We start from the raw sequence: 25574 nt of genomic DNA, 5'->3' as shown, positions 1-25574 counted from the left end.
CCATGACCTTTCCCAGCCAGGACGCCATCATCCAGCTCACCCGCGAAGGACTGGCAGCCTGCGGCATCGACTTCGATTCGCTGCTGACCGAGGGGTCGGCGCAGTCGATGCCGCTGCCCTCCCCCATCACCGGCCAGATCCTCGGCCACATCGCCGTCGACACCCCGGAATCCGCCGCCGAGGCGGTGGCCAAGTCCCAGCAGGCGTTCCGCCAGTGGAAGGACGTGCCGGCTCCCGTGCGCGGCAAGGTGGTGCAGCGCTGGGGCCGCCTGCTCGAAGAGCACAAGGACGAGCTGGCCAAGCTCGTCACCGTCGAGGCCGGCAAGACCCCGTCCGAGGCGGCCGGCGAGGTGCAGGAGATGATCGACATCTGTGAGCTGGCCGTCGGCCAGTCGCGGCAGATGTACGGCAAGACGATGCCGAGTGAGCGCCCGGGCCACCGGCTCATGGAGACCTGGCATCCGCTCGGTGTCGTCGGCATCATCACGGCGTTCAACTTCCCGGTTGCCCCGTATGCGTGGAACACCGCGCTGGCGATCGCCTGCGGTGACACGGTGATCTGGAAGCCCTCGGAGGCATCGACGCTGTCGGCCCTGGGCGCGAATGCGCTGCTGGCGCAGGCCGCGAAGGAAGAGGGCGCACCAGAGAACCTCAATCTGCTGCTCGTCGGCGATCGGTCTGTGGGCGAGGTGCTCGTCGAGGATGAGCGCGTCGCGCTGCTCTCGGCGACCGGTTCGGTGCCGATGGGCCGGGCTGTCGGCCCGAAGGTGCAGCAGCGCTTCGGCCGTCTGCTGCTGGAGCTCGGCGGCAACAATGCTGCGATCGTCGCCCCGAGCGCGGACATGGACCTGTCGCTGCGCGGCGCCGTGTTCGCTGCTGCCGGTACGGCCGGTCAGCGCTGCACGACGCTGCGCCGCCTCATCGTGCACGCCGATATCGTCGACGAGCTCGTCGGCAAGATTGTCGACGCCTACGGCACGCTCAGCATCGGTGCGCCGACGGAGGATGGTGTGCTCGTCGGGCCGCTCATCGGCAAGAAGGCCTTCGATGACATGCAGTCGGCGCTTGAGGCCGCGAAGGCTCAGGGCGGCGAGGTGCTGTGCGGCGGCGGCCGCGTGCTCGCCGATGACGCGCCGGATGCGTACTACGTCGAGCCGGCGGTCGTGAAGATGCCTGGTCAGACGGAGATCGTCGAGGCGGAGACGTTCGCACCGATCCTCTACGTCATGGAGTACACGGATCTCGACGATGCGATCGAGCTGAACAACGCTGTGCCGCAGGGCCTGTCGTCAGCGATCTTCACGCAGGATCAGGCTGAGGCCGAGCGCTTCCTCGCCGGTTCGGACACCGGCATCGCCAACGTCAACATCGGCACCTCCGGTGCTGAGATCGGCGGTGCTTTCGGTGGCACGAAGGAGACCGGTGGCGGACGCGAGTCCGGCGCGGATTCGTGGCAGGCGTACATGCGCCAAGCGACGAACACCGTCAACTACTCAGGTGAGCTGCCGCTGGCCCAGGGAGTGAAGTTCCTCTGATCTGGAGCTGACCTGATCAGCGGCTAGCTTCAGCTGCAGGTGGGCTGATCACCGCTGTCATCGCCCCGGTTCGAGCATTGAGTTCGGACCGGGGCGATGAACGTATCCGGGTGGTGGGAATCGATCAGAACGGCGGTGGGTCAATCGAGTTCTCCCAGCCGCCGATCGGTTCACCCTTGACGTAGTCGACGACGTTCCGCGGCTGCTGTGGCTTTCGCTCGGAACCTGGCGCCGGCTGCGGGGCTGTCTCCGCCGGGTCACTTGGATTCTCCGACTTCACCGGCCGCTTGGGGCGTGAAGGGCGCGGTGGGCGCTCTGACTCAGCTGCTGGTGTGGAATCAGCAGGTCGGTGTGTCCGCGCGGTGGTTGATCCGGCGGAATCGTCTGGGTCATCGTCTCCGCCGGAGCGATCCGGTATTCGCAGAACCGGTTCCGGGCTGGGATTGGGCAGCCGCCCTTCAGCCATAGCGGCGAAGTGCTCAGCGTTGAGGACTCCGAGCAGGCTTTCGGGAATGGTCACCGGATCGCATGTGCGGCCCTCCATCTCCCAGCAGATCATCTCGGTGTTTCCGCAGGATGAGAGGCGCAGCACGCCCTGTGTCTTGAGCTGGTGGTGCATCTTGCACAGCGGGTGCAGGTTCTTCATCGTCGTGAGCCCACCGGCTGCCGGGTGCCTGTGGTCGAAAGGCCGCTGGTGATCGAGTTCAGCCTTGCGCGCTGGTTGGTGGCAACCTGGCGCGGTGCAGTACTGCCACTTCTCCACCAAAGCGATGCGCATCGCCTCGGGAATGGCGTAGGTCTGCGCCTGCGCGTCGCGCACCTTTCCGGTTTCAGGGTCGGTGAGGATGCGATAGACGGTCTTCGGCCCGGACCCGACGATGTGGCGTGCGGCCTCGGGATTGATGGGGATGCCGTTGAGCGTGCCGGGGATATCGGCGTCCTCGTTCAGCATCGTCATCATCGGCACGGTGATGTTCACGCGCGCCTGGCGGCGCAGCCATTCGGTGTCGGTTGGGCAGGTGAAGCGCACGCGCGTGCGGTCTGATTCGACACCGGGGATGGACTCCGCGCCTGCTTCGTCAGCCGGGGCGCATTCGGACTCGGTGGCGAGAATCGCGCCGGCCAGCAGGTCGAATTTTAGCTGCTCGAGTGTGCGCTCCTCGACCGAGACGTGCCCTTCTGGCAGTTCTTCGCCGAAGACTGAGAGCTGGCCGCGCCGGATCGCTTTGGCCATGCCTGCGAGACGCGCTTCCAGGAGCACGAGAGAGTGTGTGGGGCCGATGAGCGTCATCTCGCTGGTGCCGTTGGCGTTGTGGTGTGTGACGACGCGGCGTCTGGAGAAGGCTTCCTCGTTGCGCTCATCATCGGTCATGAGCGCGGCGATCAGCTCGTTGACTGCGCGGCGGAAGTAGACCATCTTCGTCGCCCGGCATTGGGAGATCTTGTCGTCGAAGATCGGCATCTTGCGCGCCGGCAGCTTGCATGCAGCACGCACTGCATATTCCAGACGATCGAAGGAGAGCTCACCTGCGCGCACCATCGACAGCAACCGGGGTGTGCCGAGGATGGCGCGTGCCGCGCGCTTGACCTTGGTCACGGCCGATTGCGTGGTGCAGTCATACACTTCGGTGAGGCCGAGGAGCAGCTCACTTGTGAAGGTGTCCTCAACCTGGGCGAGTGTGGCGGCCATGCTCTCTGCGACCTGCGCTTTGACCCCGTCGGCGATCGGGCGGAACTGGTTCTTCGCCTTCTTCTTGCCGCGCGTGCGGTCATCCGCACTGACAGCGCCGAGGCGTGAGAAGCGTCCGTGGGCGCTGTGGCCGATGATCGTACGCGGTCGCAGCTTGCCTTTGCGGCGGGGGCGGATGTCGAGGTTCTGGTGGATCAGCGTGCTGTGGATGCTGTCGGTATCGCTGAGGTCGGGCAGTCCGCGATCCCAGCTGAGGTCCGCCTCGATGCGATGCATTGCGGAGGGATCGATGACGAAGGTGACGTGATCCATCGCCTCGTTGCCTGACTTCAAGGTCTCGACGTCTGTATCTTCCATCCCCTGGTGGCCTCGCATGAACTCCATGAGCTGTTCTTCGGTGCAGGGGACCGTCCACTCGATCGTCTCTGAGGACGTAGAAGCCGGTCGCACGTGCCGGAATCGCGCTGGCCGGTACTTGATCCACGTGTCTACGGTGGCGGCGAGCTCGCGGTACTCAGGCTCACGGTCCAGGCGCGCGCTGTAGCTCGCGAGCACGTCCTCGAACTCGTGCACTTTGAGCAGTCCTTGGGCGACGCGGCTGGCGTGCAGCCGGTTGAGCCGGTCATCGAGGTCTCCGCGCACAGCCTCGCCGTGACTTCTGCGCCCCGTGGCAGCCCGGCCGGGCAGAACTCCTCTGTACCGCGGGCGGCTGATGTGCGAACGGAGGGCGGCCTCGATCAATGGCTCTTTTTCCTCAGGATCGGGAGTCCGAGTTCTCATTGCCGCCACCTCCTCGTGGACGATCAAGAGGTGAAGAGCACCTCTTTCGTTCGATTATAATCGTGCTTAAGTGTGATGTCTAGGTGTATTTCCCCTGTTGTCGACAGCCGGAAACAACCGGCTTCCGATCTGCTTCCCACACTAGGCGAGGGCACTGACATCGCTTCCTGACCAGCGGTTATCCACAGTCGAGGCCGTGATGTCCGTGGCTCATGCCAGACTTGGGCACATGTCATACACCTGCACGGAATGCGGCTACAGCAGCATCAAGTGGCTGGGCAGATGCTCGCGCTGCGGCGAATGGGGGACTCTCGAGCAGTCCGAAGCCGCCGGCGGCGCAACAGCGATCAAGACACAGGCCAAGGAGGTGCCGGCGAGCAAGCTCGCCAAGCCGATCACCGAAGTCGACGGCACTCGCACCCGCGCATTCCGCACCGGGGTCTCCGAACTGGACCGGGTCCTCGGCGGCGGCGTCGTCCCCGGTGCGGTCATCCTGCTCGCCGGCGAGCCGGGAGTCGGCAAATCCACCCTTCTCCTCGACGTGGCCGGGCGGGCCTCGCGCGAGTCAGGTGAGGGACGCCGTGCCCTCTACATCACCGGTGAGGAATCGGCCGGTCAGGTGCGGCTTCGCGCTGAGCGCATCGGCGCCATGCACCCCGACCTCCTGCTGGCCGCGGAATCCGATCTCGCCACGGTGCTCGGCATGATCGTCGAGATCCAGCCGGAGCTGCTCATCATCGACTCGGTGCAGACGCTGGCCTCAGCCGAGGTGCAGGGCGTGCCCGGCGGCGTGACGCAGGTGCGCGAGGTGGCGGCGGCGATCATCCGCGCAGCAAAGTCGCTCGACGTGCCGACCGTGCTCGTCGGGCACATCACCAAGGACGGCACCGTCGCCGGCCCGCGGCTGCTGGAGCACCTCGTCGACGTCGTGTGCGAGTTCGAAGGCGATAAGCACTCCCGCCTGCGGTTGCTGCGCGCGGTGAAGAACCGCTACGGGCCCACCGATGAGGTCGGCTGCTTCGACATGACCGAGCTCGGCATCCAGTCGGTGCCCGACCCCACCGGTCTGTTCCTCTCACGCGGCAGCGGGCATGCGCCGGGCTCGTGCCTGACGGTCGTGCAGGAGGGCAAGCGCCATCTGCTCGTGGAGATCCAGACGCTTGTCGACAAGCAGACGAAGGGGGCGCCGCGGCGCACGGTCAGCGGGCTCGATGCCAACCGGCTCGCGATGACGCTCGCAGTGCTCAACAGCGAGCCGATGCTGCACAGCTTCGCCGAATGCGATGTCTACGCCTCTACTGTCGGCGGTGCCAAAGTCATCGAGCCGGCGGCCGACCTGGCGCTGGCACTCGCGCTGGAGTCCGCTTGGCAGTTCCGGCCGTTGGAGAATCGGGTCATCGGCATCGGAGAGATCAGCCTGTCCGGTGAGATCCGCAATGTCCCCGGCATCGAACAACGGCTGGAAGAGGCATACCGGCAGGGCGTCAGCCATGCGATCGTCGCCGCCGGCGGGCTCAACAACGTCACCGTCCCGCGCGGGATGGATGTGAGCGAATGCGACAGCATCCGGCAGGCCGTCGAAGCTGCCATGGGCCTCGAACTCAACAACACGACGCGCTGACCACACAACAACACCCCTTGCCCCGACGATTGCGGCAGATCGGCAACACAACTGTTGCTCATTCGCAACAGTATTCCCCGCCGGGGTGCCACACGGTTCGCTAGCCTACTGAGAGGACCGTAGACATTGATCGGAGAGCATAGGTGCGCGCGGCGCGAAATCCCCTTTTCCTTGACGCTCAGCGCGAGGTCGACCAGACCAGCTACGATCTCGTCCTCTCCACTCTCGCAGCAGTCGCTCCGGGCACTGAGCTGCGCGACGGCCTCGAACGAGTGCTGCGCGGCCGCACAGGTGCGCTCATCGTGCTCGGCTCATCGAAGGTCGTCGACTCGATCTCCACCGGCGGGTTCAACATCGACATCGAATTCTCCGCCACCCGCCTGCGCGAGCTCGCCAAGCTCGACGGCGCCATCGTGCTCAGCCGCGACGCCTCCCACATCCACACCGCAGGCGTGCAGCTGCTGCCCGATCCCTCGATCGACACACAGGAATCCGGCACCCGCCACCGCACCGCTGAGCGCGTGGCCAAGCAGACCGGATTCCCCGTCATCTCCGTCAGCCAGTCGATGCAGATCATCCAGGTCTACGTGCACAGCATCCGGCACGTGCTCGAGACCTCCGACAGGATCCTCGCCCGCGCCAACCAGGCCCTCGACACCCTGGAGCGCTACAAGCACCGCCTCGACGAGGTCACCGCAACGCTGACGTACCTGGAGATCGTCGACCGGGCCACCCTGGCCGATATGCTCGTCGTTCTACAGCGCCAGGAGATGGTGCGCCGGATCTCGGAGGAGATCCAGACCTACATCCTCGAACTCGGCGACGACGCCCGCCTCATCACCCTGCAGCATGATGAGCTCGTCGGGCCCCGCAATGACAGCCAGTACCACCTGCTGCGCGACTACATCGACGCGATCCCCGAACACGACTCGATCGAGGACGTCCTGCTCAATCTCGCCGCGCTGCCCGGCCACGACCTCATCGACATCGACATCGTCGCCCGCACCATCGGATCCTCAGCTGCCAGCGAATCCCTCGACCGCTACGTCTACCCGCTGGGCTACCGGCTGCTCTCGACCATCCGCCGCGTGCCCCCGATGGTCGTCGACCGGCTCGCCGAGCACTTCGGCCGCTTCACCGAGCTGCTGGCTGCTGAGCTCTCAGAGCTCAAATCCGTCGAGGGCGTCGGCGAGCACCGCGCGCGGATCGTGCGCGAGGGCCTCAACCGCATCGAAGAGGAAGTCCACGAGAACTGACGACAACTCATTCGGGTCGGTCAGCCCTGACCGCGTCGGTCAGCGTCGGTCAGCCCTCAACGTCAGCCCTGCGCTCAGCCCTCGCCTTCGGGCTTCTCGGTCGGCTCCGGCGACGGCTCCTCGACGGTGAACCGCGCGGGTTTGCTCTCCACCTCACCGAGCTTCGTCACCAGTTCGTACTCGCCTGCCTTGAACGAGTCACCGGTGCGGTTGCAGTTCTTGTCCGTTGGGATCATCTGCCACTTGAGCGTCGACTTGCGCTCGGTGCCCGGGGCGAAGACGCGCACGTCCTCATCCGCCTCGTCGCCACCCGGCGTGCAGTACTCCGTCGACCACTGCGTCTTGCCGTCCTGGCGGATCTCGAAGACCTGATGCTCCGGGCCCACCGAGATCGCACAGGCGACGTCGTGGTTGTTCTTCACCGTCAGCTCCAGGGTCGCCGAGGCGCCGGGCGCGTAGGATCCCTCATCGGTCCCGGCGATGATCTCCACGGCATCGGCCGGGCAGGCGCCCGAGGCCTCGTCCCCGGTCGGGGCTGGGAGGGTCGGTTCCGGCGACTGGGCGGCCGCCGCCTCGGCTGCGGCCTGATCGCGGGAGTCCTGGCGCACCTTCTGGATCGCCTTGACCATGAGCACGATGCCGAGCACGAGCAGGCAGACGACGATGAGGGCGAGCACGCCGACGACGATGCGCCGGCGGCGATAGACTGCAGGGTCGGGGCGGCGCGGGCCGCCGCCACCGGAGCCAGCCGTCGAGCGGGCTGCCGGGCGCGCGCCGCGAGCCGAACTCGGCCGGCGCCGCTGGGAACCCTGACCACGCGCAGAAGGAGACATCACCTGAAGCCTACGGGCTGCAGCTGTAAGCGACGACGATGACACACCGGACACCTGCCGAAACCGACCTCGCCGCCGCGCACGAGGCGGTCCTCACCTGGTTCGACGCCCACGCCCGCGACCTGCCGTGGCGAGCGCCGGGCACCTCGGCGTGGGCGGTGCTCGTCTCCGAGATCATGTCCCAGCAGACCCCGGTCGCCCGCGTCGTGCCCCGGTGGCGGGACTGGATGGCCCGCTGGCCGGCCCCGTCCGACCTCGCTGCCGCGCCCACCGCCGAGGTGCTGCGCGCCTGGGATTCGCTCGGCTACCCGCGCCGGGCCCTGCGCCTGAAGGAGTGCGCGGCCGTCATCGCCGCCGAGCACGGCGACCGGGTGCCGTGTGATGAGGAGACGCTGCGCGCACTCCCCGGCATCGGCGCCTACACCGCCGCCGCAGTCGCCTCGTTCGCCTGCGGGCGGCGCACCACCGTCCTCGACGTCAACATCCGCCGCGTCCTCGCCCGCGTCTTCGACGGCCACGCCCACCCCAAGGGCGCGCTGACCAAGTCCGAGACCGCCTGGGCCGCCGAGTTCGTGCCCGCCGACGGACCGGACGCCCGCCACGTGGCATGGAACGCCGGGGTCATGGAGCTCGGCGCGCTCGTGTGCACCTCCCGCAACCCGGCGTGTGAGGTCTGCCCGCTGGCCGAGCAGTGCCACTGGCTGGCCGCCGGCCGCCCCGCCGGCGACGACCCGGCCCGGAAACCCAAAACCCAGGCGTGGCACGGCACGGACCGGCAGCTGCGCGGGGCGATCATGGCCGTCCTCAAGGCCGCCGAGGCGCCGGTCGCCCGCGACCTGTTCACCGCCTCGGCGACGGAATTCGACAGCGGGCCCGATGGCACGTTCGATGCGCAGGGCGCCACGCACGAGGCGGTGGAGACGGCGATCCTGCGGGTGCGCGAGCTCGGCGACGGGCAGCGGATCGGCCGGCTCATCGACGCACTCATCGCCGACGGGCTGGCCGCCGAGAGCCGAGCCGGGCTGCACCTGCCGCACTGAAGCCGTAGGGCCCCGGGGCCCTGGCACCGGCGGCTCAGAGGTGCTTCATCATCCGCGAGTTGCCCAGGGTGTTCGGCTTGACGCGGGCGAGGTCGAGGAACTCGGCGGTGTTCTCGTCATGGGAGTGCAGCAGCTCGACGTAGACCTCCGGTGAGACCGGGGTGCCGGTGATCTCCTCGAAGCCGAGCGAGGCGAAGAACCGGGTCTCGAACGTCAGGCAGAACACGCGCTTCACCCCGATCGCCTGGGCGTCGGCCAGCAGCTGCTCCATGAGCATCCGTCCGATCCCCCGCCCCCGGTAGTCCGGGTCGGTCGCCACGGTGCGTGCCTCGGCGAGGTCCTCCCACAGCACGTGCAGCGCCGCACAGCCGACGACCCGCTCCCCACCGGGAGCGTCCGGGTCGGCGACGAGCCGGAACTCGTGCAGGCCCTCGAAGTAGTTGACGGCCTCCTTGGCCACGAGGATCCGCTCATCGACCAGCGGCTGGACGAGCCTGCGGATCGCAGCGACATCGCTTGTGCGCGCCCTGCGCATGATGAGCCCGCCGGGGAGCCGCCGGTGGGCGAAGTCGCGTTCGGCCCACACCGGCGCCGAGGCGGTGGGCTCGTTCTCATCCGTGTGCAGGTGGGGCTGGTGGCCGGTCATGTCGTCATGGTAGTCCCGGCGCAGCGGGCTGTCTGCTCACATCCCAGCCAGCAGACTGCGCACGCACTCCCGCCACGTCTCGACCGCCTCGGGGCCGGTGAGCCGGCTGACCTGCACGGCCACGCCCGAGGCGCCGGGCCGGCGGGTGCCGATCGTCACGGCGATCCGGGTGCCGTCTGACAACGGCACCCGCCAGTACCGCCACTTCTGCGTCCGCGAGGTCACCGGCGCCTCGGCGAAGGGGATCCCGCCCAGCTCGCTGCGACCGGCCATGAGCGCCTCGAAGGCCGCCAGCGCATCATCGGGATCACCGGACACGGTCTTCGTGACGCTGACTTCGAAGGTCCCGTCGACGCGCTGGCCGGGCAGCCGGCGGCCGATCTGCTGCTCAGAGGCCACCGCCGCGCCCTGGGCCCACCAGTCGGGATTGTCGACGCCGGTGAAGAGCCCTGCCGCGACGTCGGCGAGCTCGCGGTGGGACAGCGACTCACCGCCGGCAGCTGCGAAGGTGTCGGTGATCTCGGCCCACCTGCGGCCGGTGGCGCGTGCGATCGCCGCGGTGTCCTGGCTGCGGGTGGTCATCAGCGCGTCTTCGTCGTGCCGTCGTGGCCGCCGGTGGTGCTGATCTTCTTCGCGTAGCAGGAGTCGGCATCGAGGCCGTGCGAACCGCACCAGGCGAGCGCCTGGTCGGGGTCGTCGAAGGTGATCCCGACGATCGTGACGTAGAAGTCCTTGCTCTTGAAGCTCGCGTAGTCCCCCGACCACAGCAGCTTGACGCGCGGGTGCTCCTCTCGCAGCCGCTCGTGCTCATCGAGGATCGCCTGCTCATCCCAGGTGCGGCCCTCGGCTTCGAGGCCGACCTTCTTCGAGCTCAGCTGCGGCACCCAGCTGCCCTCGATGTCGGCGGCCACCGCCGAGGCGTCGGTGTCGATGCGCTGTTTGAGCGCCTCAGCCGGGTCGTCGGGCAGGGCGCCGTCGGTCGGATCACCGGTGGCGTCCTCACCCTGGTCGCCGGTTTCCGCACCGGTTGGGTCCTCGGTCGGAGCGGCAGACGGCGGTGCGCTCGGGGCTGCGGTGGCATCGGATTCGTCGTCCTTGCCGAACAGCTGGATGGCGCCCCAGCCGAGGCCGCCACCGAGCGCCAGGACGAGGAGGATGCCGAGGATGATCGGCCAGGGGCCGCGCTTCTTGCGCTGCTGCGGAGGCTGCGGGCCGGCGGTGTAGGGCTGGCCGGGCTGCTGGACATAGGGAGGGTAGCCGGCTTGGGGGTGGGGCTGCTGCTGGGGTGCTTGTGCAGGCTGCTGTTGCGGCTGTTGTGGGGGCGTCGGCCAGTGGCCTTGCGGCTGCTGGGGCTGCTGTGGCGCAGGCCAGTGGCCCTGCGGCTGGTTCCAGCCGTTGTGCTGCGGATTTCCCTGGGGCGGAACACTCATGGCTCTGTCTCCTGTCCTCGGCGGCACCTCACCCATGGACTGACTGTTCTCTTATGAACCATACACAGCACGCTCAGGTTCTTGTATGGTGGGCGCCAAGGTGCCTTGTGATTCGCTCACCGTCGCGCGAATCACTCGGCGCCCAGTGGGAGACGAGAACTGAATCGACGTCGCAGCAGCTTCGCCCCTCCCCAGGCGAAGGCGACTGAGCCAAGGAGCCGTCATGACCGACCAGCTGCCACCGGAACAGCCACCCGAGAACACCCCCGGCTCGAACCCCGGTCAGCAGGGCATCCCGTCGCCCCCTCCCGTTCCGCCGCAGTCGGCCACCGGCCCGCAGCCAGCCCCCGGTTCCCAGCCTGCCTCCGGACAGCCGATGACCGGTTCGCAGCCGGTCTACGGCCAACAGCCCTACGGGCAGCAGGCGTACAGCCAGCCCGCCGGGCCCTACCCGGGCTCGCAGCCGCAGCAGGGAGCCTACGGCTACCCCACCGGCCAGTTCCCGGCCCGCCAGGGCCCCATCGACGGGGCGACGATCCGCGAGGGCCTCGTGACCGCGGCGATCGGACTGGCAGCCGGCTTCATCGCCTCGCTCATCATCTCCGTCATCGTCGTCTCCACCATCAACGACGCCATCACGGACTTCGGTGAGGACCTGCCGACCGGATCGCTCGGCTTCGTGCTGCCCTTCATCCTCTTCGCCCTCGCCCTCGGCGGGTCAGCCGCCCTGCGCTTCAGCGGTCAGGCCTTCGACGAGCTGAGCGCCTCAGCGGCAGTGCACTTCGCCGGCGCGCCGCTGCTCATCACCGCCGTGTTCACGAGCGCCCTGGTGTGGTGGTCGATGTTCAGCGAACGGCGCCACCCCTCGCGCACCGTCGCGGGGTTCTGGATCCGCATCGGCCTGACGACCCTGGCGCTGACCACTGTGCTGTTCCTGCTCCAGCTCATCTTCGCCTCGCGTTCGAACATCACCGAGGACTACTTCTCAGCCTCCCTCGAATTCTCCGCCGTGACCCCGCGGACGTTCTTCCTGCCGCTCATCTTCATCCTCATCGCCACGACCATCGGCCGGATCCTCGGCCACCACCGCGGCTGCGATGCCGCCGGCCTCCCGTGGCTGCGCTACGCCGCTGCCCCTGCGCGCACCGCGCTGCTGCATCTCGTCATCGTCGGCGCGATCTTCCTCATCGTCAGCTTCTTCGTCCTGCCGCTGCACTTCGATGTCCACGGCAGCTTCGTGCCGCTGCTCGCCGGCACCGCCGCCCTCATGATGGCAGCGCTGACCCACTTCGGCGGCCTGTCCGCCAGCGGCCGCGCACTGGCCGGAGACAGCCACGAGGGCGGTTCGTCGGCCGTCACGATGTTCAGCGACACGATCCCGGGAACCCTGTGGCTCGGTCTGCTCGCCGTGCTGCTGGCCGTCTTCATCGCTGCGATCGCCGCAGCCGTCACGCGCCGGCCAAGCTGGGCCCACCAGCCCGGCGTCTCCAGTCCGTGGACGTCGATCTGGCACCTGCCGGTCGCCTTCGGCCTGCTGTGGGGACTGCTCTCACTCGTGCTTCTGCCAGTCAAGGTCAGCGGCCGGGCCAGCGGACAGGGTGCTGACCTGCTCGGCAGCGACATCCCGGCGATGCTGAACCTCAGTGTCGGCCTGCTGCCGTGGACGTTCCTCATCTTCGCCCTCTGGGGTCTGCTCATCGAGGTCCTCGTCATCACGATCGCACCCCGCATCGCGCTCACGATGCCGCAGCTGGCCGCCTGGCTGGGCGGTCGCGCCGTCCACCCATACTGGGGCCAGCCGCTGGGCATCAGTGAACCGCGCGGTGCGCTCCGCCACCCGGACATGAAGACACCTCCTACCCCGGTCGCACCCCCAGGCGGGCCGGCGGACCCAAGCGGACCAGCGGCCCCGGGTGGAGCAGTGACGCCACCTCCGCCGAGCGCCCCACCTGCCACCTCGGCACCGGCTGTGGCAGCGGCACCCTACACCGCCTCGGGACCGGTGCAGGCCGCCCCGCCGCCACCGCCGGGATACGCGGCCGCGCCGATGGGCCCGCCGCAGCCGATCGACCGGCGCAGAGCCAAGATCTGGGGCATCACTGCTGGAGCGCTCGTCCTCGCGCTCATCGCCGGCGTCATCGCTGTCGGGCAGATCAACTCACGACTCTACGGCCCCGACGGGGTCGTGCGCTCCTACCTGTCGAAGCTCTCCAGCGGCGACGCCGAAGGGGCCCTGGCCCTAGCTGATGTCGACGTGCCTGCCGAGGAGCGCACACTGCTGACCAACGAGGTGCTCAGCAACGCCGCCGCGCGTCCGGACAGCATCTCGATCACCGACACGGAGGTCGATGGCGACACCGCCGTCGTCACCGCCGAATTCGACCTCGGCGGTTCGAAGAGCGACGTCACGATGGACGTGCGCAAGGTCGGCAAGCGCGGAATCTTCTTCAACGACTGGCGGCTGGCCTCCCCGGGGCTCGGCCAGGTCGTCGTCGAGACCCCGAACCTCAGCCAGGTCAACGTCAACGGCGTGACCGTCCCGACCGCCGACGGGATGCTCAGCCTGCCGGCCTTCCCGGCGCTCTACACCGTCAGCTTGGCCGACTCCTCGGACTATCTGGAGGCCGACGAGGTGCAGACGCGGGCGTTCTTCGAAGGCACCTCCGCAGAGGAAGCCGGCGGGGAGCTGCCGGTGCTGCAGGCCACGCCGACGCAGGCGTTCACCGATGAGGTCAACAAGCAGGTGCGCAGCCTGCTGGACTCGTGCGCTGGGAAGGCGGAGACCGAGCCGGCCGGATGCCCGTTCGGCTCCCGGTCGGCAACCTACTCCGAGGTCACAGACGTCAAGTGGTCGATCGAGGAGTACCCGGAGATCAGCCTGAGCGACGGCGGCTACGGGTACGGCTACTATGGCGGCTCCGAGCCGGACGAGGCCTCGAAGTGGCACATCACCTCAGAATCCAGCGGATCCGCGCTCATCACCGGCAAATACAGCCTGTTCGGGGAAACGGAGAGCTATGACGATACGGTGAGCATCGACGTCTTCGGCACCGCCGAGATCATCGACGGCAAGGTCGTCATCAGCGTCGAGGAAGGCAGCGGATACTGATCGTCGGCCACCGTCACAGCTGATACTGATCGCCCGCCGTCAGGATCAACGCGGACGACAGCTGAGCGGGGACGCGAAAGGGGCCGGCGGGGATGAACCTCACCGGCCCCTTCTCACTGCTCAGGCTCAGAGCTCCTGGGTGCCTGCCGATTCGGCGTGCGCGTGGCCGCCGTCATCGGGCGTGTCATCGGATCGGGCGGCAGCGGCATTGGCGGAGTCCGCCTCGGGAATGGCTCCCGTACCCTCCTCGTCCTCAGCCGAGTCCGCACCGACCTTCACCGGGGCGCGGTCCTCCTCAACGCCGCGGAAGGTGAACACCGCATCGGTCCCCTCCCCTTCGACGTCGACATAGACCGTCTGACCGGAGCGCAGCTCGTCGAACAGGATCCGCTCGGAGAGCTGGTCCTCGATCTCCTGCTGGATGGTGCGGCGCAGCGGACGCGCACCGAGCACCGGGTCGTAGCCGCGGTCGGCGAGCGTGTCCTTGGCCTTCTGGGTCAGCTCGATGCGCATGCCCTGATCGGCCATCCGCTCGTCGAGGCGTGCGAGGAACAGATCGACGATCTTGACGATCTCCTCCTTCTGCAGCTGCGGGAACACGATCGTGTCGTCGACACGGTTGAGGAACTCCGGACGGAAGTGCTGCTTGAGCTCTTCGTTCACGCGCTGCTTCATGCGCTCGTAGTTCGTCGTCGTGTCGCCCTCGACCTGGAATCCCATCTGCTGGCCCTTGGCGATGTCGCGGGTGCCGAGATTCGTGGTCATGATGATGATCGTGTTCTTGAAGTCGACCTCACGACCCTGCGAGTCGGTCAGACGGCCGTCTTCGAGGATCTGCAGCAGCGAGTTGAAGATGTCGCTGTGCGCCTTCTCGACCTCATCGAAGAGCACGACCGAGAACGGCTTGCGGCGGACCTTCTCGGTCAGCTGGCCGCCCTCTTCGTAGCCGACGTAGCCCGGAGGCGAACCGAACAGCCGCGAGACGGTGTGCTTCTCAGAGAACTCACTCATGTCAAGTGAGATGAGCGCGGACTCGTCGCCGAACAGGAACTCCGCCAGTGCCTTGGCCAGCTCGGTCTTGCCGACGCCGGTCGGGCCGGCGAAGATGAACGAACCGGACGGGCGCTTCGGGTCCTTCAGGCCGGCACGGGTGCGGCGGATCGCACGCGAGACCGACTTGATGGCATCGTTCTGCCCGATGATGCGCTTGTGCAGCTCGTCTTCCATCCGCAGCAGCCGCGAGGACTCCTCCTCGGTGAGCTTGAAGATCGGGATGCCGGTCGCCGAGGCGAGCACATCGGCGATGAGCTCCTCGTCGACAATCGCTGAGTGGTCCTTCTTGCCCGAACGCCACTCCTTCTCAGCCTTGTCCTTCTCGGCCTGCAGCTGCATCTCGGTGTTGCGCTCATCGGCAGCCAGCTCGAAGTTCTGCTTGTCGATCGCAGCTTCCTTGCGCTGGCGGGCCTCGGTGATCTTCTCATCGAGCTCCTTGAGCTCCGGCGGGGCTGAGAGCCGCGAGATGCGCAGCTTCGCTCCGGCTTCGTCGATGAGGTCGATCGCCTTGTCCGGCAGGAACCGGTCGTTGACATAGCGGTCGGAGAGGTTGACCGCCGAAGCCAGTGCAGCATCGGTGATCGTGACCTTGTGGTGGGACTCGTAGCGGTCCCGCAGGCCCTTGAGGATCTTGATCGCATCCGACAGGGTCGGCTCCGGCACCTGGATCGGCTGGAAGCGGCGTTCGAGAGCGGCATCCTTCTCGATGTTCTTGCGGTACTCATCGAGAGTCGTCGCACCGATCGTCTGCAGCTCACCGCGGGCGAGCATCGGCTTGAGGATCGAGGCGGCGTCGATCGCGCCCTCGGCAGCGCCAGCGCCGACGAGCGTGTGGATCTCGTCGATGAACAGGATGATGTCACCGCGCGTGCGGATCTCCTTGAGCACCTTCTTCAGCCGTTCCTCGAAGTCGCCGCGGTAGCGCGAGCCGGCCACGAGCGAACCGAGGTCGAGCGTGTAGAGCTGCTTGTCCTCGAGGATCTCAGGCACGTCGCCGCGCACGATCGCCTGGGCCAGGCCCTCGACGACGGCGGTCTTGCCGACACCGGGCTCGCCGATGAGGACGGGGTTGTTCTTCGTGCGGCGCGAGAGCACCTGCATGACCCGCTGCATCTGCTCGGTGCGGCCGATGACCGGGTCGAGCTTGCCCTCACGGGCGGCAGCGGTGAGGTTCCGGCCGAACTGGTCGAGTACGAGCGAGCCGGAGGGGGTTCCCTCTTCGCGGCCGCCGCTGGTCGCACCGACCGGCTCCTTGCCCTGGTAGCCGGAGATGAGCTTGATGACTTCCTGGCGCACGCGCGCCAGGTCCGCTCCGAGCTTGACGAGCACCTGGGCGGCGACGCCTTCGCCTTCGCGGATGAGGCCGAGCAGGATGTGCTCGGTGCCGATGTAGGTGTGGCCCAGCTGCAGCGCTTCGCGCAGGCTGAGCTCCAGGACCTTCTTGGCCCGTGGGGTAAAGGGGATGTGGCCGCTGGGGGCCTGCTGACCCTGGCCGATGATCTCAGTGACCTGGTCGCGCACCTGCTCGAGTGAGATGCCCATACCTTCCAGAGCCTTTGCTGCGATGCCCTCACCCTCGTGGATGAGGCCGAGCAGGATGTGCTCCGTGCCGATGTAGTTGTGCTTGAGGATCTTTGCCTCTTCCTGCGCAAGCACCACTACGCGACGGGCACGATCCGTAAACCGCTCAAACATTTGCCCTCCTCGGTCTGTCGATTCCTCTGACTCTAACCAAGGCGGCGCCGGATTTATTGCCGTTTCGCCGTCAGCCGAACGCCATTCGGCTCATGGCGAAATTCTGTGCGGATCGGCTGGGAATCCGCCCTAACAACACCGCAGCGGGCCCAGCCGGAGTGGCTGGGCCCGCTTATGTCAGGCTCCGTTCCCGAGGCGGTGCTCAGGTCGGCACAGAAAGTGCCGCTGGCCTGGGGTCAGTGGGCGTTGTCGTAGGCCTCGATGATCTCGCTGGGAATCCGGCCGCGGTCGGAGACCTCGTAGCCCTTGTCCTGGGCCCACTTGCGGATCTGGGCGGTGTCCGAGCGCGAGCCTGCCGAGCGGCGGCTGCGTCCGTTGCCGCTGCGGGTGCCGCGTGCCGGGTTGGCGACCCGGCGGGCGCGCTCGATGAACGGGGCGAGGGCTTCACGCAGCTTGGCTGCGTTCTCGCTCGAGAGCTCGATCTCGTAGTGTCCCTGGTCGATGGAGAACGACACCGTCTCGGCTGCGTCCGTGCCGTCGAAGTCGTCGGTGAGCACAAGCTTCATTTCGCGTGCCATAAGAGCCTTTCGTCGATGCTGATCAATGAGGCGAGGTGTCCTCTGCATCCCGGGTCACGGAGCCGGATTCAGGTTCAGGTTCTGTTTCTGTCACCGTGTTCGGCGCTGCAGCAGCGGAATCGCCCGGGCGGTTCTCGCCCTGTTTCTCCGAATCTTCTAGATCGGCGTAATACCGATCCATTTCCCGCCGTTCGATGCTGTCGGCGCGGATGATGGCACGAATAACGTACCAGAACAGCAGCGCCACACACAGCGATGGCAGAAGGACTTTGATGTATTCCACAACTGATCCTAACCCTTGACGGCCCTTTTGCATATCTTTATCGACATTGTCTGGGTGTGAATCACACGAATATCGTTCAGCTCCCGGTCGCCTGACTCAATGTGCATTGGTCTTTCATCTGCCCGACTGCGCTCAATTCTCAATCGGCTTGATGAATGGGAAGAGAATGGTCTCGCGGATTCCCAGGCCGGTGAGCGCCATGATGAGCCGGTCGATTCCCATGCCCATTCCGCCGCTGGGCGGCATGCCGTATTCCATGGCCATGAGGAAGTCCTCGTCCAGGCGCATCGCCTCGTCGTCACCGCGGGCAGCATCCTTGGCCTGGGCTTCGAAGCGCTCGCGCTGCACGACCGGGTCGACGAGCTCGGAATAGCCGGTGGCCAGTTCGAAGCCGCGCACATAGAGATCCCATTTCTCCACCACGCCGGGCTTGTCCCGGTGGGCGCGGACCAGCGGTGAGGTGTCGACGGGGAAATCGACGACGAATGTCGGTGCCCACAGACGGTCGGAATAGAAGTGCTCCCACAGCTCTTCGACGTATTTGCCGTGTGAGCGGAATACTCCTTCGAGATCGACATTGTGCTCATCGGCAATGGCGGAGAGCTCTTCAATGCTTGTGTCCGGGGTCACGTCGCGCCCGGCTTCCTCGGACAGCGATTCGTACATGCTCACGACAGCCCAGTCACCGCCGAAGTCGTATTCGGTGCCGTCGGACAAGGTGACGGTGAGCGATCCCACCGCATCCTTGGCGGCATTCTGAATGAGCTCCTGGGTGAGCTTGGCGATCGAATGGTAATCGCCGTATGCCTGATATGCCTCCAGCATTGCGAATTCCGGGGAATGCGTGGAATCAGCACCCTCATTCCGGAAATTGCGGTTGATCTCGAAGACGTTCTCCAGTCCGCCGACAACGGCGCGCTTGAGGTACAGCTCCGGGGCGATGCGCAGGAACAGGTCGATGTCGTAGGCGTTCATGTGCGTGCGGAACGGCCGGGCGGCGGCACCGCCGTGCAGGGTCTGCAGCATCGGCGTCTCGACCTCGGTGAAGCCGGCGTCGTCGAAGGTTGAGCGCAGCGACTTGACGATCTTCGCCCGGGTCTGCACGGTCGAGCGCGCCTGCTCGCGGGTGATGAGGTCGAGGTAGCGCTGGCGGATCCGGGTCTCGTCGGTCAGCTCGGTGTGCAGGGCCGGCAGCGGGCGCAGCGCCTTGGCTGCGATCGCCCACTCGTCGACCATGACGGAGAGCTCGCCGCGCTTGGACTTGATGACGTTGCCGTGCAGGAACACGTGGTCGCCCAGATCGACGTCGGACTTCCAGTCTTCGAGCCGTTCGGCGCCGACGACCTTCTGCGAGAGCATCCCCTGCAGGCGGGTGCCGTCGCCGGACTGCAGCGTGACGAAGCACAGCTTGCCGGTGTTGCGCACGAACACGGCGCGGCCGGCCACGCCGACGACGTCCTCGGTCTCCTCACCGGGTTCGAGATTCGGATGGGCAGCGCGCACCTCAGCGAGCGTGTGGGTGCGGTTGACGGTGACCGGGTACGCCTGCTGACCGGACTCGAGCAGCCGGGCGCGCTTGGCCTTGCGGATGCGCTGCTGTTCGGGGTCGAGATGTTCTGGGATCTCTTCGGGCGCACCAGCCGGTGCCGTGACGTTCTCTGGCATGCCTCCAGGGTACTAAGTGCGCCCGCCTGTCAACGAATCCACAGGTTCGCCTGCCGCTGCGGGGCCCGCGCCCGAGGCGTGGGTCACGTTCGGGAGGTCAGTCGCGTTCGGTCAGCAGCTCGTGCATGGCCCGGGCCTGCTCGGTGGTGATGGTTCCGTTGGTCAGCGCCCGGGCGATCGTGGCCTTGGCCATCGCGGTGTAGGCGTCAGCGACGTCGAGGGAGCCTGCGGCGACACTGTACTCAGCCAGGGCGTCGAGGTGGGCGGCCACCGTGCCGGTGTCGCCGCGGCTGACCGGCCCGGTCAGTGCCGAGGGCCCGGCCTGCAGGGTGTTGGACACGCTCGCTTCGACGAGTGAGCGCAGCACCCGGGCGGGGTCGTCGATGCCGAGGCTGGTGAGCACGTCGAGTGACTGGCTGAGGGTGGCGACGGTGTGGTTGGCGGCATGGGCGATGGCCGCGTGGTAGAGCGCCCGGTCGGCTTCGGCGACGATGATCGGCTCAGCGCCGATCTCGACGACGAGCGCCTGTCCGATCGGCAGCACCGGCTTGGCCGCGGTCACTGCGATCGTCGCCTCCCGCAGGCGCGGCAGGTCGACGGAGGTGCCGGTGAACGACAGGGAGGGGTGCAGGGCGATGGTGAAGGCTCCGGATGCGGCGGCGGGGCCGAGCACCTCGGTGCCGTACATGCCCGCGCAGTGCATGACGATCTGGCCGGGTTTGAAGCAGCCGAGCTTCGCCAGCCCGGCCACGAGTTCGGCCAGCACATCGTCGCTGACGGTGAACAGGACGAGTTCGGCGCGTTCGACAAGGGTCTCGATCTCGAGGATCGGCACCTCGGGCAGCATCGCCTCGGCGCGGTCGCGGGAGGCCTGGGAGGAGGCGGTCGTGCCGATGATCGCGTGTCCGGCTGCGCGCAGCGCATTGCCCATGACGGCTCCGACTCGTCCGCAGCCGACGATGCCGATGCCCAGCCGGGTCTGGTCCTCGTGGTTCATACCGTTCCTCCCTCGTGCTGTGGTGTCGTCTGCTGTGCTGCTGCCGGTGTCCGGCCGTCGAGGACTTCGCGGGCGGAGCGGGTGCGTTCGGCGTGGTCGAAAAAGAACTGCCAGCTGACCGGGATCGACTGGTGCAGCACGCAGGCGGCGATCGGCCCGGCGGTCGAGTCGAGGTTGATGCTGGCGAGATCGAAGCGGCGCTGCAGCGGGCCCTGGTGCCAGCGCATCGACTGCACGCGGGCGTGCGGGGTGCAGGTGACCTGGCGGGTGAGCCAGCCGGAGCGGATGATGAGCATCGAACCGGTCACCGTCCACCCGTTGCGCTTGTACGTCAGCGGGTCGAGCCACCGGCTGGAGGGCGGCTGGCCGACGAAGCGCTGCTCGACAGTGGCGAGCGCAGCCGGGTCGGCATCGGTGATCTTGGCAGCCTCATCGCCGTACATCGCGGCGGCGAAGAGAGTGTGGGCGTCGATGCCGTCGGACGGCTGCGGATCGGGCAGGGCGAGGGCGAGCATCATGAGCGCCTGCTCGCGGCTGCCGACTGGCAGCAGCACGTTGTCGCCGTCCCCGTCGCCGGTCTCCCCGCCGGCCATGTTGAACTCGACCTTCCACCAGCCGGTCAGCCGCCACAGCAGCGGCTGGCTCATCCGCACCGCCTGGATGCGCTCAAGCCGGATCGTGCGCCGGGAGGTCGACAGCAGCCCGCGGGCCACCTGCAGGCCGTCCTCGGACAGGCTGGCGGAGAAGTTCGCGTTGGTGAAGGTGCTCCGCGCGTAGGCGAGGAGGCCGAAGATCGCCGGCAGGAAGCTCAGCGCGATCGTGAGGCTGATCCGGCCGGGGAAGAAGACGGCCATGACGATGAAGAACCCGGCCGCGGCGATGAGCAGCAGCCCCAAGAGGATCACCCCGAGGGTGAAGAGCTGGGAGAGGATGACGATGTGGGCGGGGATCCGCACGATCCGCCCCTCGGCATCGGTGCGCGGGCTCACCCGGTACGGGGCGAGCACCTCGTGCAGCGTCTGCTCGGCATCGGCGGTCACCTCGCCGGCGGCCCCGTGCACGGCGCGCATGACGCGCGCACCGAGCGTGTCGCCGGTGCGCAGCTCACGGGCATGGACATCCGGCTGGGTGATCGCGGTCCCCTCCCCCGTTCCCGAGGCGGTGGGCACCTGGCCGTCGACGGCACCGTCTGCGGGGGTGGGCGCGCCTGCCTGGGTGCCCGGCGCCTCGGGCGCGGTGCGTTGCTTGGCTGCCCGCACCCGGGTGAGCATCTCCGCGCGCAGGCTCTCGGCCTGGCTGCGGGTGAGGTAGGCGATCTCGATCTTCGAATCCGAGCCGCCGGCGACGTCGAAGACGAGGCCGGCCAGCCCGAAGATGCGCGGGAGGATCTTCTGGTAGACGTCGATCGACTGGACGCGGTCGAGGCGGGCGGAGCGCAGTTTGCGGCTGATGAGGGTCTCGCGCAGGTAGACGGCTTCGTCGTCGACGCGGTAGGCCATCGCCCGCCACAGCAGGTAGTTGAGCAGCCCGATGATGAGCAGGACAGCCAGTGCTGCCGCGGCCACCCACAGCAGCCCGTTCTGGCCCATCCAGGCGAAGAAGCCCATGTCCGGTGGGCGGCCTTCGCGGATCGCCCGGATGATCGAGTCGAGGACCGACTGGCCGAAGGCGATGAGGCCGGCGATGACCGCCACGATGATCGCGACGAGGTTGATCGCCGGGGTCAGCGGGTGGACGCGCGTCCAGCCGGCGTCACCGGTCGGGGCGTCGACAACCGACGGCGGGACGTCCGGCTGGACGTTCTGGGGCTGGCCGGGTTCGGGATGGGCCATCACAAGCCTGCCAGCTGGGACTCACCGCGAGTGGCCAGCTCATCGCGCAGCCGTTCGGCCTCGGCGCGCGGCAGGCCGGGGATCGTCGCGTCGGTTGAGGCCGAGGCGGTGTGCAGCTCGACGCCAGCCAGGCCGAACATCCGCTCAATCGGCCCGGAGGACACTTCGACGTACTGCAGCCGGCCGTAGGGCACGACTGAGGTGGTGTGGAACATGATGCCGTGGCGCACGAGCAGATCGGAGGCGCGTTCGGCGTAACCGAGAGCCTTCGTCTGCCGGAAGATGAGCCACACGGCGAAGATCGCCCAGGCGGCGATGACCGGCAGGCCGATCCACATCAGCGGCTTCCAGAACAGGATGCCGACGACGAGGACGACGATGAGTGCGCCGACCAGGAAGATCGCCTCGGTCAGCAGCCGGGCGTAGGCGTACTTGCGGTCCACCGGCTGGAAGGCGACCCCGGCCTCGGGCGGGGGCAGCGGGCCCGGCTGCACCGGGCGTTGGGGTGGCTCCGGCTGGCGGGGCGGCTGCGGTGGTGGGGCGGGGATGCTCATGCGGTATCTGCTCCTGCAGTGTCGTCGGGTGGGAGTTGGCAGAAGGACTCGACGACGAGCCCGACGACCATGACGATGGCGGCGGCTGCGACGGCCAGCAGCATCCCGCCGGCCTGTTCGGCGCGCACGCCGGCGGCGCTGACGACGAGGTACATGGTGCCTCCGAGGTACCAGCCGGTCAGCAGCGACCCGGCAAGTGCTGCGGCCTTGGCCATCATCGCCACGCGGGCGGCTTTGACGTGGTCGAGTTCCTTGGTGCGGTCACCGTCGTTCCATTTCTTGATCGGCCAGCCGAGGATCAGCAGCACGATCGACAGTGCGAGCATGCCGATGATCGCCGGCCACGGCAGGCCCGGCAGCGCCTGGCCGAGGGACTCCCAGATGTAGTTGAAGCCGAGCGCCACTATGATGCCGAGGATCCCCCAGGTCAGCAGCTGGGCCGGTTTCGTCTGCGTCATAACCCGATCGCCTCACCGGTATCGCGCAGCCCGCCGCCGTCGTCAGCGCGGGTGAGGGCGGTGCTGAGCGGCACCGTGCCCGAGGCGGTGGCCACCGTGGCATCAGGGCGCAGCTGGGCCCAGGGGGCAAGCACGAAGGCGCGTTCGGCGGCCCGCGGGTGAGGCAGGACGAGCTGGCCGGTCTCGCAGGTGATCTCGGCGGCCGCGTCGTCGAGGCTGCCGGTGCGGGTGCAGCGGATGAGGTCGATGTCGAGGGTGCGCGGGCCCCAGCGGGTCTCACGGGTCCGGCCGTGGGCGAGTTCAATGCCCTGGCACACACCGAGCAGCTGCAGCGGTGACAGTTCGGTCGTCACGATCGCCACGGCATTGGTGAAGTCGGGCTGGTCGATTCCACCGACCGGTTTCGTCGCAAACGCCGTCGAGCACGCCTCGACGCTGATGTCGGGATGGGTGTCGAGGGCGGTCACGGTTGCGCGCAGCGCCTCGAGCGGCTGGCCGAGGTTGGCACCGAGCCCGAGCACCGCCTGCAGGCCGGTGCTCTCGGCGCGGGTGTCCCCCGCCTCGGGCGCGGGCAGGGAGCCGGCCGGCGTCTCGGGTGCGGGGCGGGTGATGGTGACGCTGACGTCGTCGAAGGCGACCGGCACGGGCGCGGCGGGCTTGTGCACGGTGACGGTCGCGGAATCCGCGACGGTGAGGCAGTGATCGGCGATGCGCTCGGCGAGCGTTTCGATGAGGTTGAGCGGCTCACCTGCGATGATCGCGGCGATGTCCTCGGCCAGGGTGCCGTAGTCGGCGGTGTCAACGAGCGCATCGGAGGCGGCTGCCGCGCGGGTGTCGGTGTGCAGGGTGACGTCGACGATGAAGTCCTGGCCTTCGCGGCGCTCGAAGTCGAACACGCCGTGGTAGCCGTAGACCTTCAGCCCGGTCAGCGTGATGGCGTCGCCTGCGCGCGTGCGGTCGGCCACTGTGTCTCCCTGTCGTGTCGTCGTTGGTCTCTACCGTACTGCGCCCGGCGGTTTCGCGCTCTGGGCTCAGGTCGGCCAGGGGGGCCGGATTTCCGTGCCCGAGGCGGTGGCCGGGTTCTCCGGCAGGTCGAGTGGCAGCGGGCGCGTGTGGGGCCGGTGGGCGCTGATCGCCTCGGCGACCTGTGCGGCGATGAGTGAGGCGCGCGGTTCGTGCACGCGCACCGCCCACGCACCTGCCTGGGCGGAGATCGCGGTGATCGCGGCGGTCGCGGCATCGCGGTCGGCAAGCGGGATGTCATCGGACTTCTCGGCCCCGAGCAGGGTGGAGATAAACCGTTTGCGGCTGGCAGCCACGAGCAGGCGGGGGCCGAGTTCGGTGAAGCGTTCGATCTGGGCGAGCAGCTGCCAGTTGTGCTCGGCGTTCTTCGAGAACCCGATGCCGGGGTCGATGATGATGTCCTCATCGGCGACTCCGGCGGTGCGGGCGGCCTCGATGCGCTCGGTGAGTTCGGCCTGGACTTCGGCGACGACGTCGTCGTAGTGGTAGCGGGCGGTCGCGTCGGAGAGCAGTCCGCGCCAGTGCATGAGGATGATCGGCACGCCGGCTTCGCCTGCGGCTTTGAGCATCGCGGCTTCGGCTTGGCCGGCGGAGACATCGTTGATGATCGCCGCACCGGCGTCGATGGCCTGGCGGGCGATGTCGGCGCGCATCGTGTCGATGCTGATGACCGCGCCCTGGGCGGCGAGCTTCCTGATGACGGGGATGACGCGGCGGGCTTCCTCCTCGGCCGACACCCGGGTGCTGCCGGGTCTGGTCGATTCGCCGCCGATGTCGATGATGTCGGCACCGTTGGCCAGCAGCTGGAGGCCGTGGTCGACGGCCGCACTGAAGTCGAACCACCGGCCCCCGTCGGAGAACGAGTCGGGGGTGACGTTGAGGACGCCCATGATCTGGGTGCGCATCAGCTGCTCCTTCGCTTGAGGTGGGCTCAGCGGCCGAGGATGAGGCTCATCGCCTCTGCCCTGGAGGCGGCGTCGCGCAGCTGGCCGCGCACGGCTGAGGAGATCGTCGTCGCCCCAGGCTTCTGCACCCCGCGCATCGACATGCACAGGTGCTCGGCTTCGATGACGACGATCGCACCTCTCGGTTCGAGGTGCTCGACGATCGCGTCGGCGATCTGACTGGTGAGCCGTTCCTGGATCTGCGGGCGGCGGGCGTAGATCTCGACGAGGCGGGCGAGCTTCGACAGCCCGGTCACCTTGCCCTCGGGTCCTGGGATGTAGCCGATGTGGGCCGAGCCGTGGAAGGGCACGAGGTGGTGCTCGCAGGTCGAGTACATCTCGATGTCACGCACGAGCACCATCTCGTCGTAACCGACGTCGAAGACGACCCTGAGGACATCGGCGGCGTCCTTGTGCAGGCCGGAGAAGACCTCTTCATAGGAGCGCGCCACCCGGGCGGGGGTGTCACGCAGGCCGTCGCGGTCAGGGTCCTCCCCGACTGCGAGGAGGATCTCCCTGACCGCCGCCTCGATGCGCGGCTGGTCGACCATC

Annotated in this window: 21 protein-coding genes; 5 read left to right on the top strand and 16 right to left on the bottom strand. The window is 67.8% G+C overall.

The window, feature by feature from the left end; genetic code table 11:
* Positions 1 to 2: 2 nt before the first annotated feature.
* Positions 3 to 1535: an L-piperidine-6-carboxylate dehydrogenase gene (gene amaB / locus HLA91_RS01360; RefSeq protein WP_170273219.1), complete on the top strand. Its 1533-nt coding sequence runs from the start codon at positions 3 to 5 to the stop codon at positions 1533 to 1535.
* Positions 1536 to 1659: 124 nt separating this feature from the next.
* Here amaB and HLA91_RS01355 read toward each other — a convergent pair whose 3' ends face one another.
* The gene (locus HLA91_RS01355; protein ID WP_170273218.1) at positions 1660 to 3867 is read right to left on the bottom strand and encodes an HNH endonuclease signature motif containing protein; all 2208 of its coding nucleotides are present in this window, start codon (positions 3865 to 3867) and stop codon (positions 1660 to 1662) included.
* Positions 3868 to 4234: 367 nt separating this feature from the next.
* Here HLA91_RS01355 and radA point away from each other — a divergent pair, with 367 nt between their 5' ends.
* Both radA and disA read left to right on the top strand, forming a co-directional pair.
* Entirely contained in the window at positions 4235 to 5626 is a 1392-nt protein-coding gene (gene radA, locus HLA91_RS01350) for a DNA repair protein RadA (protein ID WP_170273217.1), read from the top strand.
* Positions 5627 to 5769: 143 nt separating this feature from the next.
* Positions 5770 to 6882 (top strand): DNA integrity scanning diadenylate cyclase DisA, encoded by a 1113-nt coding sequence (gene disA, locus HLA91_RS01345; RefSeq protein ID WP_170273216.1) that lies wholly within the window; start codon positions 5770 to 5772, stop codon positions 6880 to 6882.
* 74 nt (positions 6883 to 6956) lie between these two features.
* Here the strand turns inward: disA and HLA91_RS01340 are convergent, their stop codons facing one another.
* Positions 6957 to 7715 (bottom strand): hypothetical protein, encoded by a 759-nt coding sequence (locus HLA91_RS01340; RefSeq protein WP_170273215.1) that lies wholly within the window; start codon positions 7713 to 7715, stop codon positions 6957 to 6959.
* A 38-nt stretch (positions 7716 to 7753) separates the two neighbouring features.
* On the opposite strand from HLA91_RS01340, the gene HLA91_RS01335 reads away from it, so the two are divergent.
* Positions 7754 to 8755 (top strand): HhH-GPD family protein, encoded by a 1002-nt coding sequence (locus tag HLA91_RS01335; protein ID WP_170273214.1) that lies wholly within the window; start codon positions 7754 to 7756, stop codon positions 8753 to 8755.
* 34 nt (positions 8756 to 8789) lie between these two features.
* On the opposite strand, the gene HLA91_RS01330 is transcribed toward HLA91_RS01335, so the two are convergent.
* The 3 genes from HLA91_RS01330 to HLA91_RS01320 all read right to left on the bottom strand — a co-directional run bounded on the left by HLA91_RS01330 (position 8790) and on the right by HLA91_RS01320 (position 10831).
* The gene (locus HLA91_RS01330) at positions 8790 to 9290 is read right to left on the bottom strand and encodes an amino-acid N-acetyltransferase (protein ID WP_170273531.1); all 501 of its coding nucleotides are present in this window, start codon (positions 9288 to 9290) and stop codon (positions 8790 to 8792) included.
* A gap of 147 nt (positions 9291 to 9437) precedes the next feature.
* Positions 9438 to 9983, bottom strand: coding sequence for a hypothetical protein (locus tag HLA91_RS01325; RefSeq protein WP_170273213.1), 546 nt, complete (start codon positions 9981 to 9983; stop codon positions 9438 to 9440).
* Positions 9983 to 10831, bottom strand: a complete 849-nt coding sequence (locus HLA91_RS01320) for a hypothetical protein (protein ID WP_239557129.1) — start codon at positions 10829 to 10831, stop codon at positions 9983 to 9985. Before HLA91_RS01320 ends, HLA91_RS01325 begins: the two co-directional genes overlap by 1 nt.
* Positions 10832 to 11054: 223 nt before the next feature.
* Here HLA91_RS01320 and HLA91_RS01315 point away from each other — a divergent pair, with 223 nt between their 5' ends.
* Positions 11055 to 13940 carry a hypothetical protein gene (locus HLA91_RS01315; protein WP_170273212.1) on the top strand — a complete coding sequence of 962 codons (2886 nt, stop codon included), beginning with the start codon at positions 11055 to 11057 and terminating at the stop codon, positions 13938 to 13940.
* Between the two features lie 126 nt (positions 13941 to 14066).
* Here HLA91_RS01315 and HLA91_RS01310 read toward each other — a convergent pair whose 3' ends face one another.
* From HLA91_RS01310 to folE, 11 genes are all read right to left on the bottom strand, one after another.
* Positions 14067 to 16688 carry an ATP-dependent Clp protease ATP-binding subunit gene (locus tag HLA91_RS01310; protein WP_170273211.1) on the bottom strand — a complete coding sequence of 874 codons (2622 nt, stop codon included), beginning with the start codon at positions 16686 to 16688 and terminating at the stop codon, positions 14067 to 14069.
* A 236-nt stretch (positions 16689 to 16924) separates the two neighbouring features.
* Complete coding sequence (locus HLA91_RS01305; RefSeq protein ID WP_170273210.1) at positions 16925 to 17266, bottom strand: histone-like nucleoid-structuring protein Lsr2; 342 nt, start codon at positions 17264 to 17266, stop codon at positions 16925 to 16927.
* A 22-nt stretch (positions 17267 to 17288) separates the two neighbouring features.
* Complete coding sequence (locus HLA91_RS01300) at positions 17289 to 17549, bottom strand: hypothetical protein (RefSeq protein WP_102161302.1); 261 nt, start codon at positions 17547 to 17549, stop codon at positions 17289 to 17291.
* A gap of 132 nt (positions 17550 to 17681) precedes the next feature.
* Positions 17682 to 19214, bottom strand: coding sequence for a lysine--tRNA ligase (gene lysS / locus HLA91_RS01295; protein WP_170273209.1), 1533 nt, complete (start codon positions 19212 to 19214; stop codon positions 17682 to 17684).
* 97 nt (positions 19215 to 19311) lie between these two features.
* Positions 19312 to 20211, bottom strand: coding sequence for a Rossmann-like and DUF2520 domain-containing protein (locus HLA91_RS01290; RefSeq protein WP_170273208.1), 900 nt, complete (start codon positions 20209 to 20211; stop codon positions 19312 to 19314).
* Entirely contained in the window at positions 20208 to 22043 is a 1836-nt protein-coding gene (locus HLA91_RS01285; protein WP_170273207.1) for a PH domain-containing protein, read from the bottom strand. The genes HLA91_RS01290 and HLA91_RS01285 overlap by 4 nt, the downstream gene beginning before the upstream one ends.
* Complete coding sequence (locus tag HLA91_RS01280) at positions 22043 to 22597, bottom strand: PH domain-containing protein (protein WP_165884587.1); 555 nt, start codon at positions 22595 to 22597, stop codon at positions 22043 to 22045. The genes HLA91_RS01285 and HLA91_RS01280 overlap by 1 nt, the downstream gene beginning before the upstream one ends.
* Complete coding sequence (locus tag HLA91_RS01275; RefSeq protein ID WP_102161292.1) at positions 22594 to 23055, bottom strand: DUF3180 domain-containing protein; 462 nt, start codon at positions 23053 to 23055, stop codon at positions 22594 to 22596. Before HLA91_RS01275 ends, HLA91_RS01280 begins: the two co-directional genes overlap by 4 nt.
* The gene (folK, locus tag HLA91_RS01270) at positions 23052 to 24020 is read right to left on the bottom strand and encodes a 2-amino-4-hydroxy-6-hydroxymethyldihydropteridine diphosphokinase (protein WP_170273206.1); all 969 of its coding nucleotides are present in this window, start codon (positions 24018 to 24020) and stop codon (positions 23052 to 23054) included. The genes HLA91_RS01275 and folK overlap by 4 nt, the downstream gene beginning before the upstream one ends.
* Before the next feature lie 66 nt (positions 24021 to 24086).
* Positions 24087 to 24983 carry a dihydropteroate synthase gene (folP, locus tag HLA91_RS01265; protein ID WP_170273205.1) on the bottom strand — a complete coding sequence of 299 codons (897 nt, stop codon included), beginning with the start codon at positions 24981 to 24983 and terminating at the stop codon, positions 24087 to 24089.
* Between the two features lie 26 nt (positions 24984 to 25009).
* Positions 25010 to 25573: a GTP cyclohydrolase I FolE gene (folE, locus tag HLA91_RS01260; protein ID WP_180964730.1), complete on the bottom strand. Its 564-nt coding sequence runs from the start codon at positions 25571 to 25573 to the stop codon at positions 25010 to 25012.
* Between the last annotated feature and the right edge of the window lies 1 nt (position 25574).

The organism is Brevibacterium luteolum (genome assembly GCF_013004595.1).
In the GTDB taxonomy this organism is placed as follows: Bacteria; Actinomycetota; Actinomycetes; order Actinomycetales; family Brevibacteriaceae; genus Brevibacterium; species Brevibacterium luteolum.
Note: the sequence above shows the minus strand (reverse complement) of the source record. Positions and strands in the feature narration are given on the sequence as shown.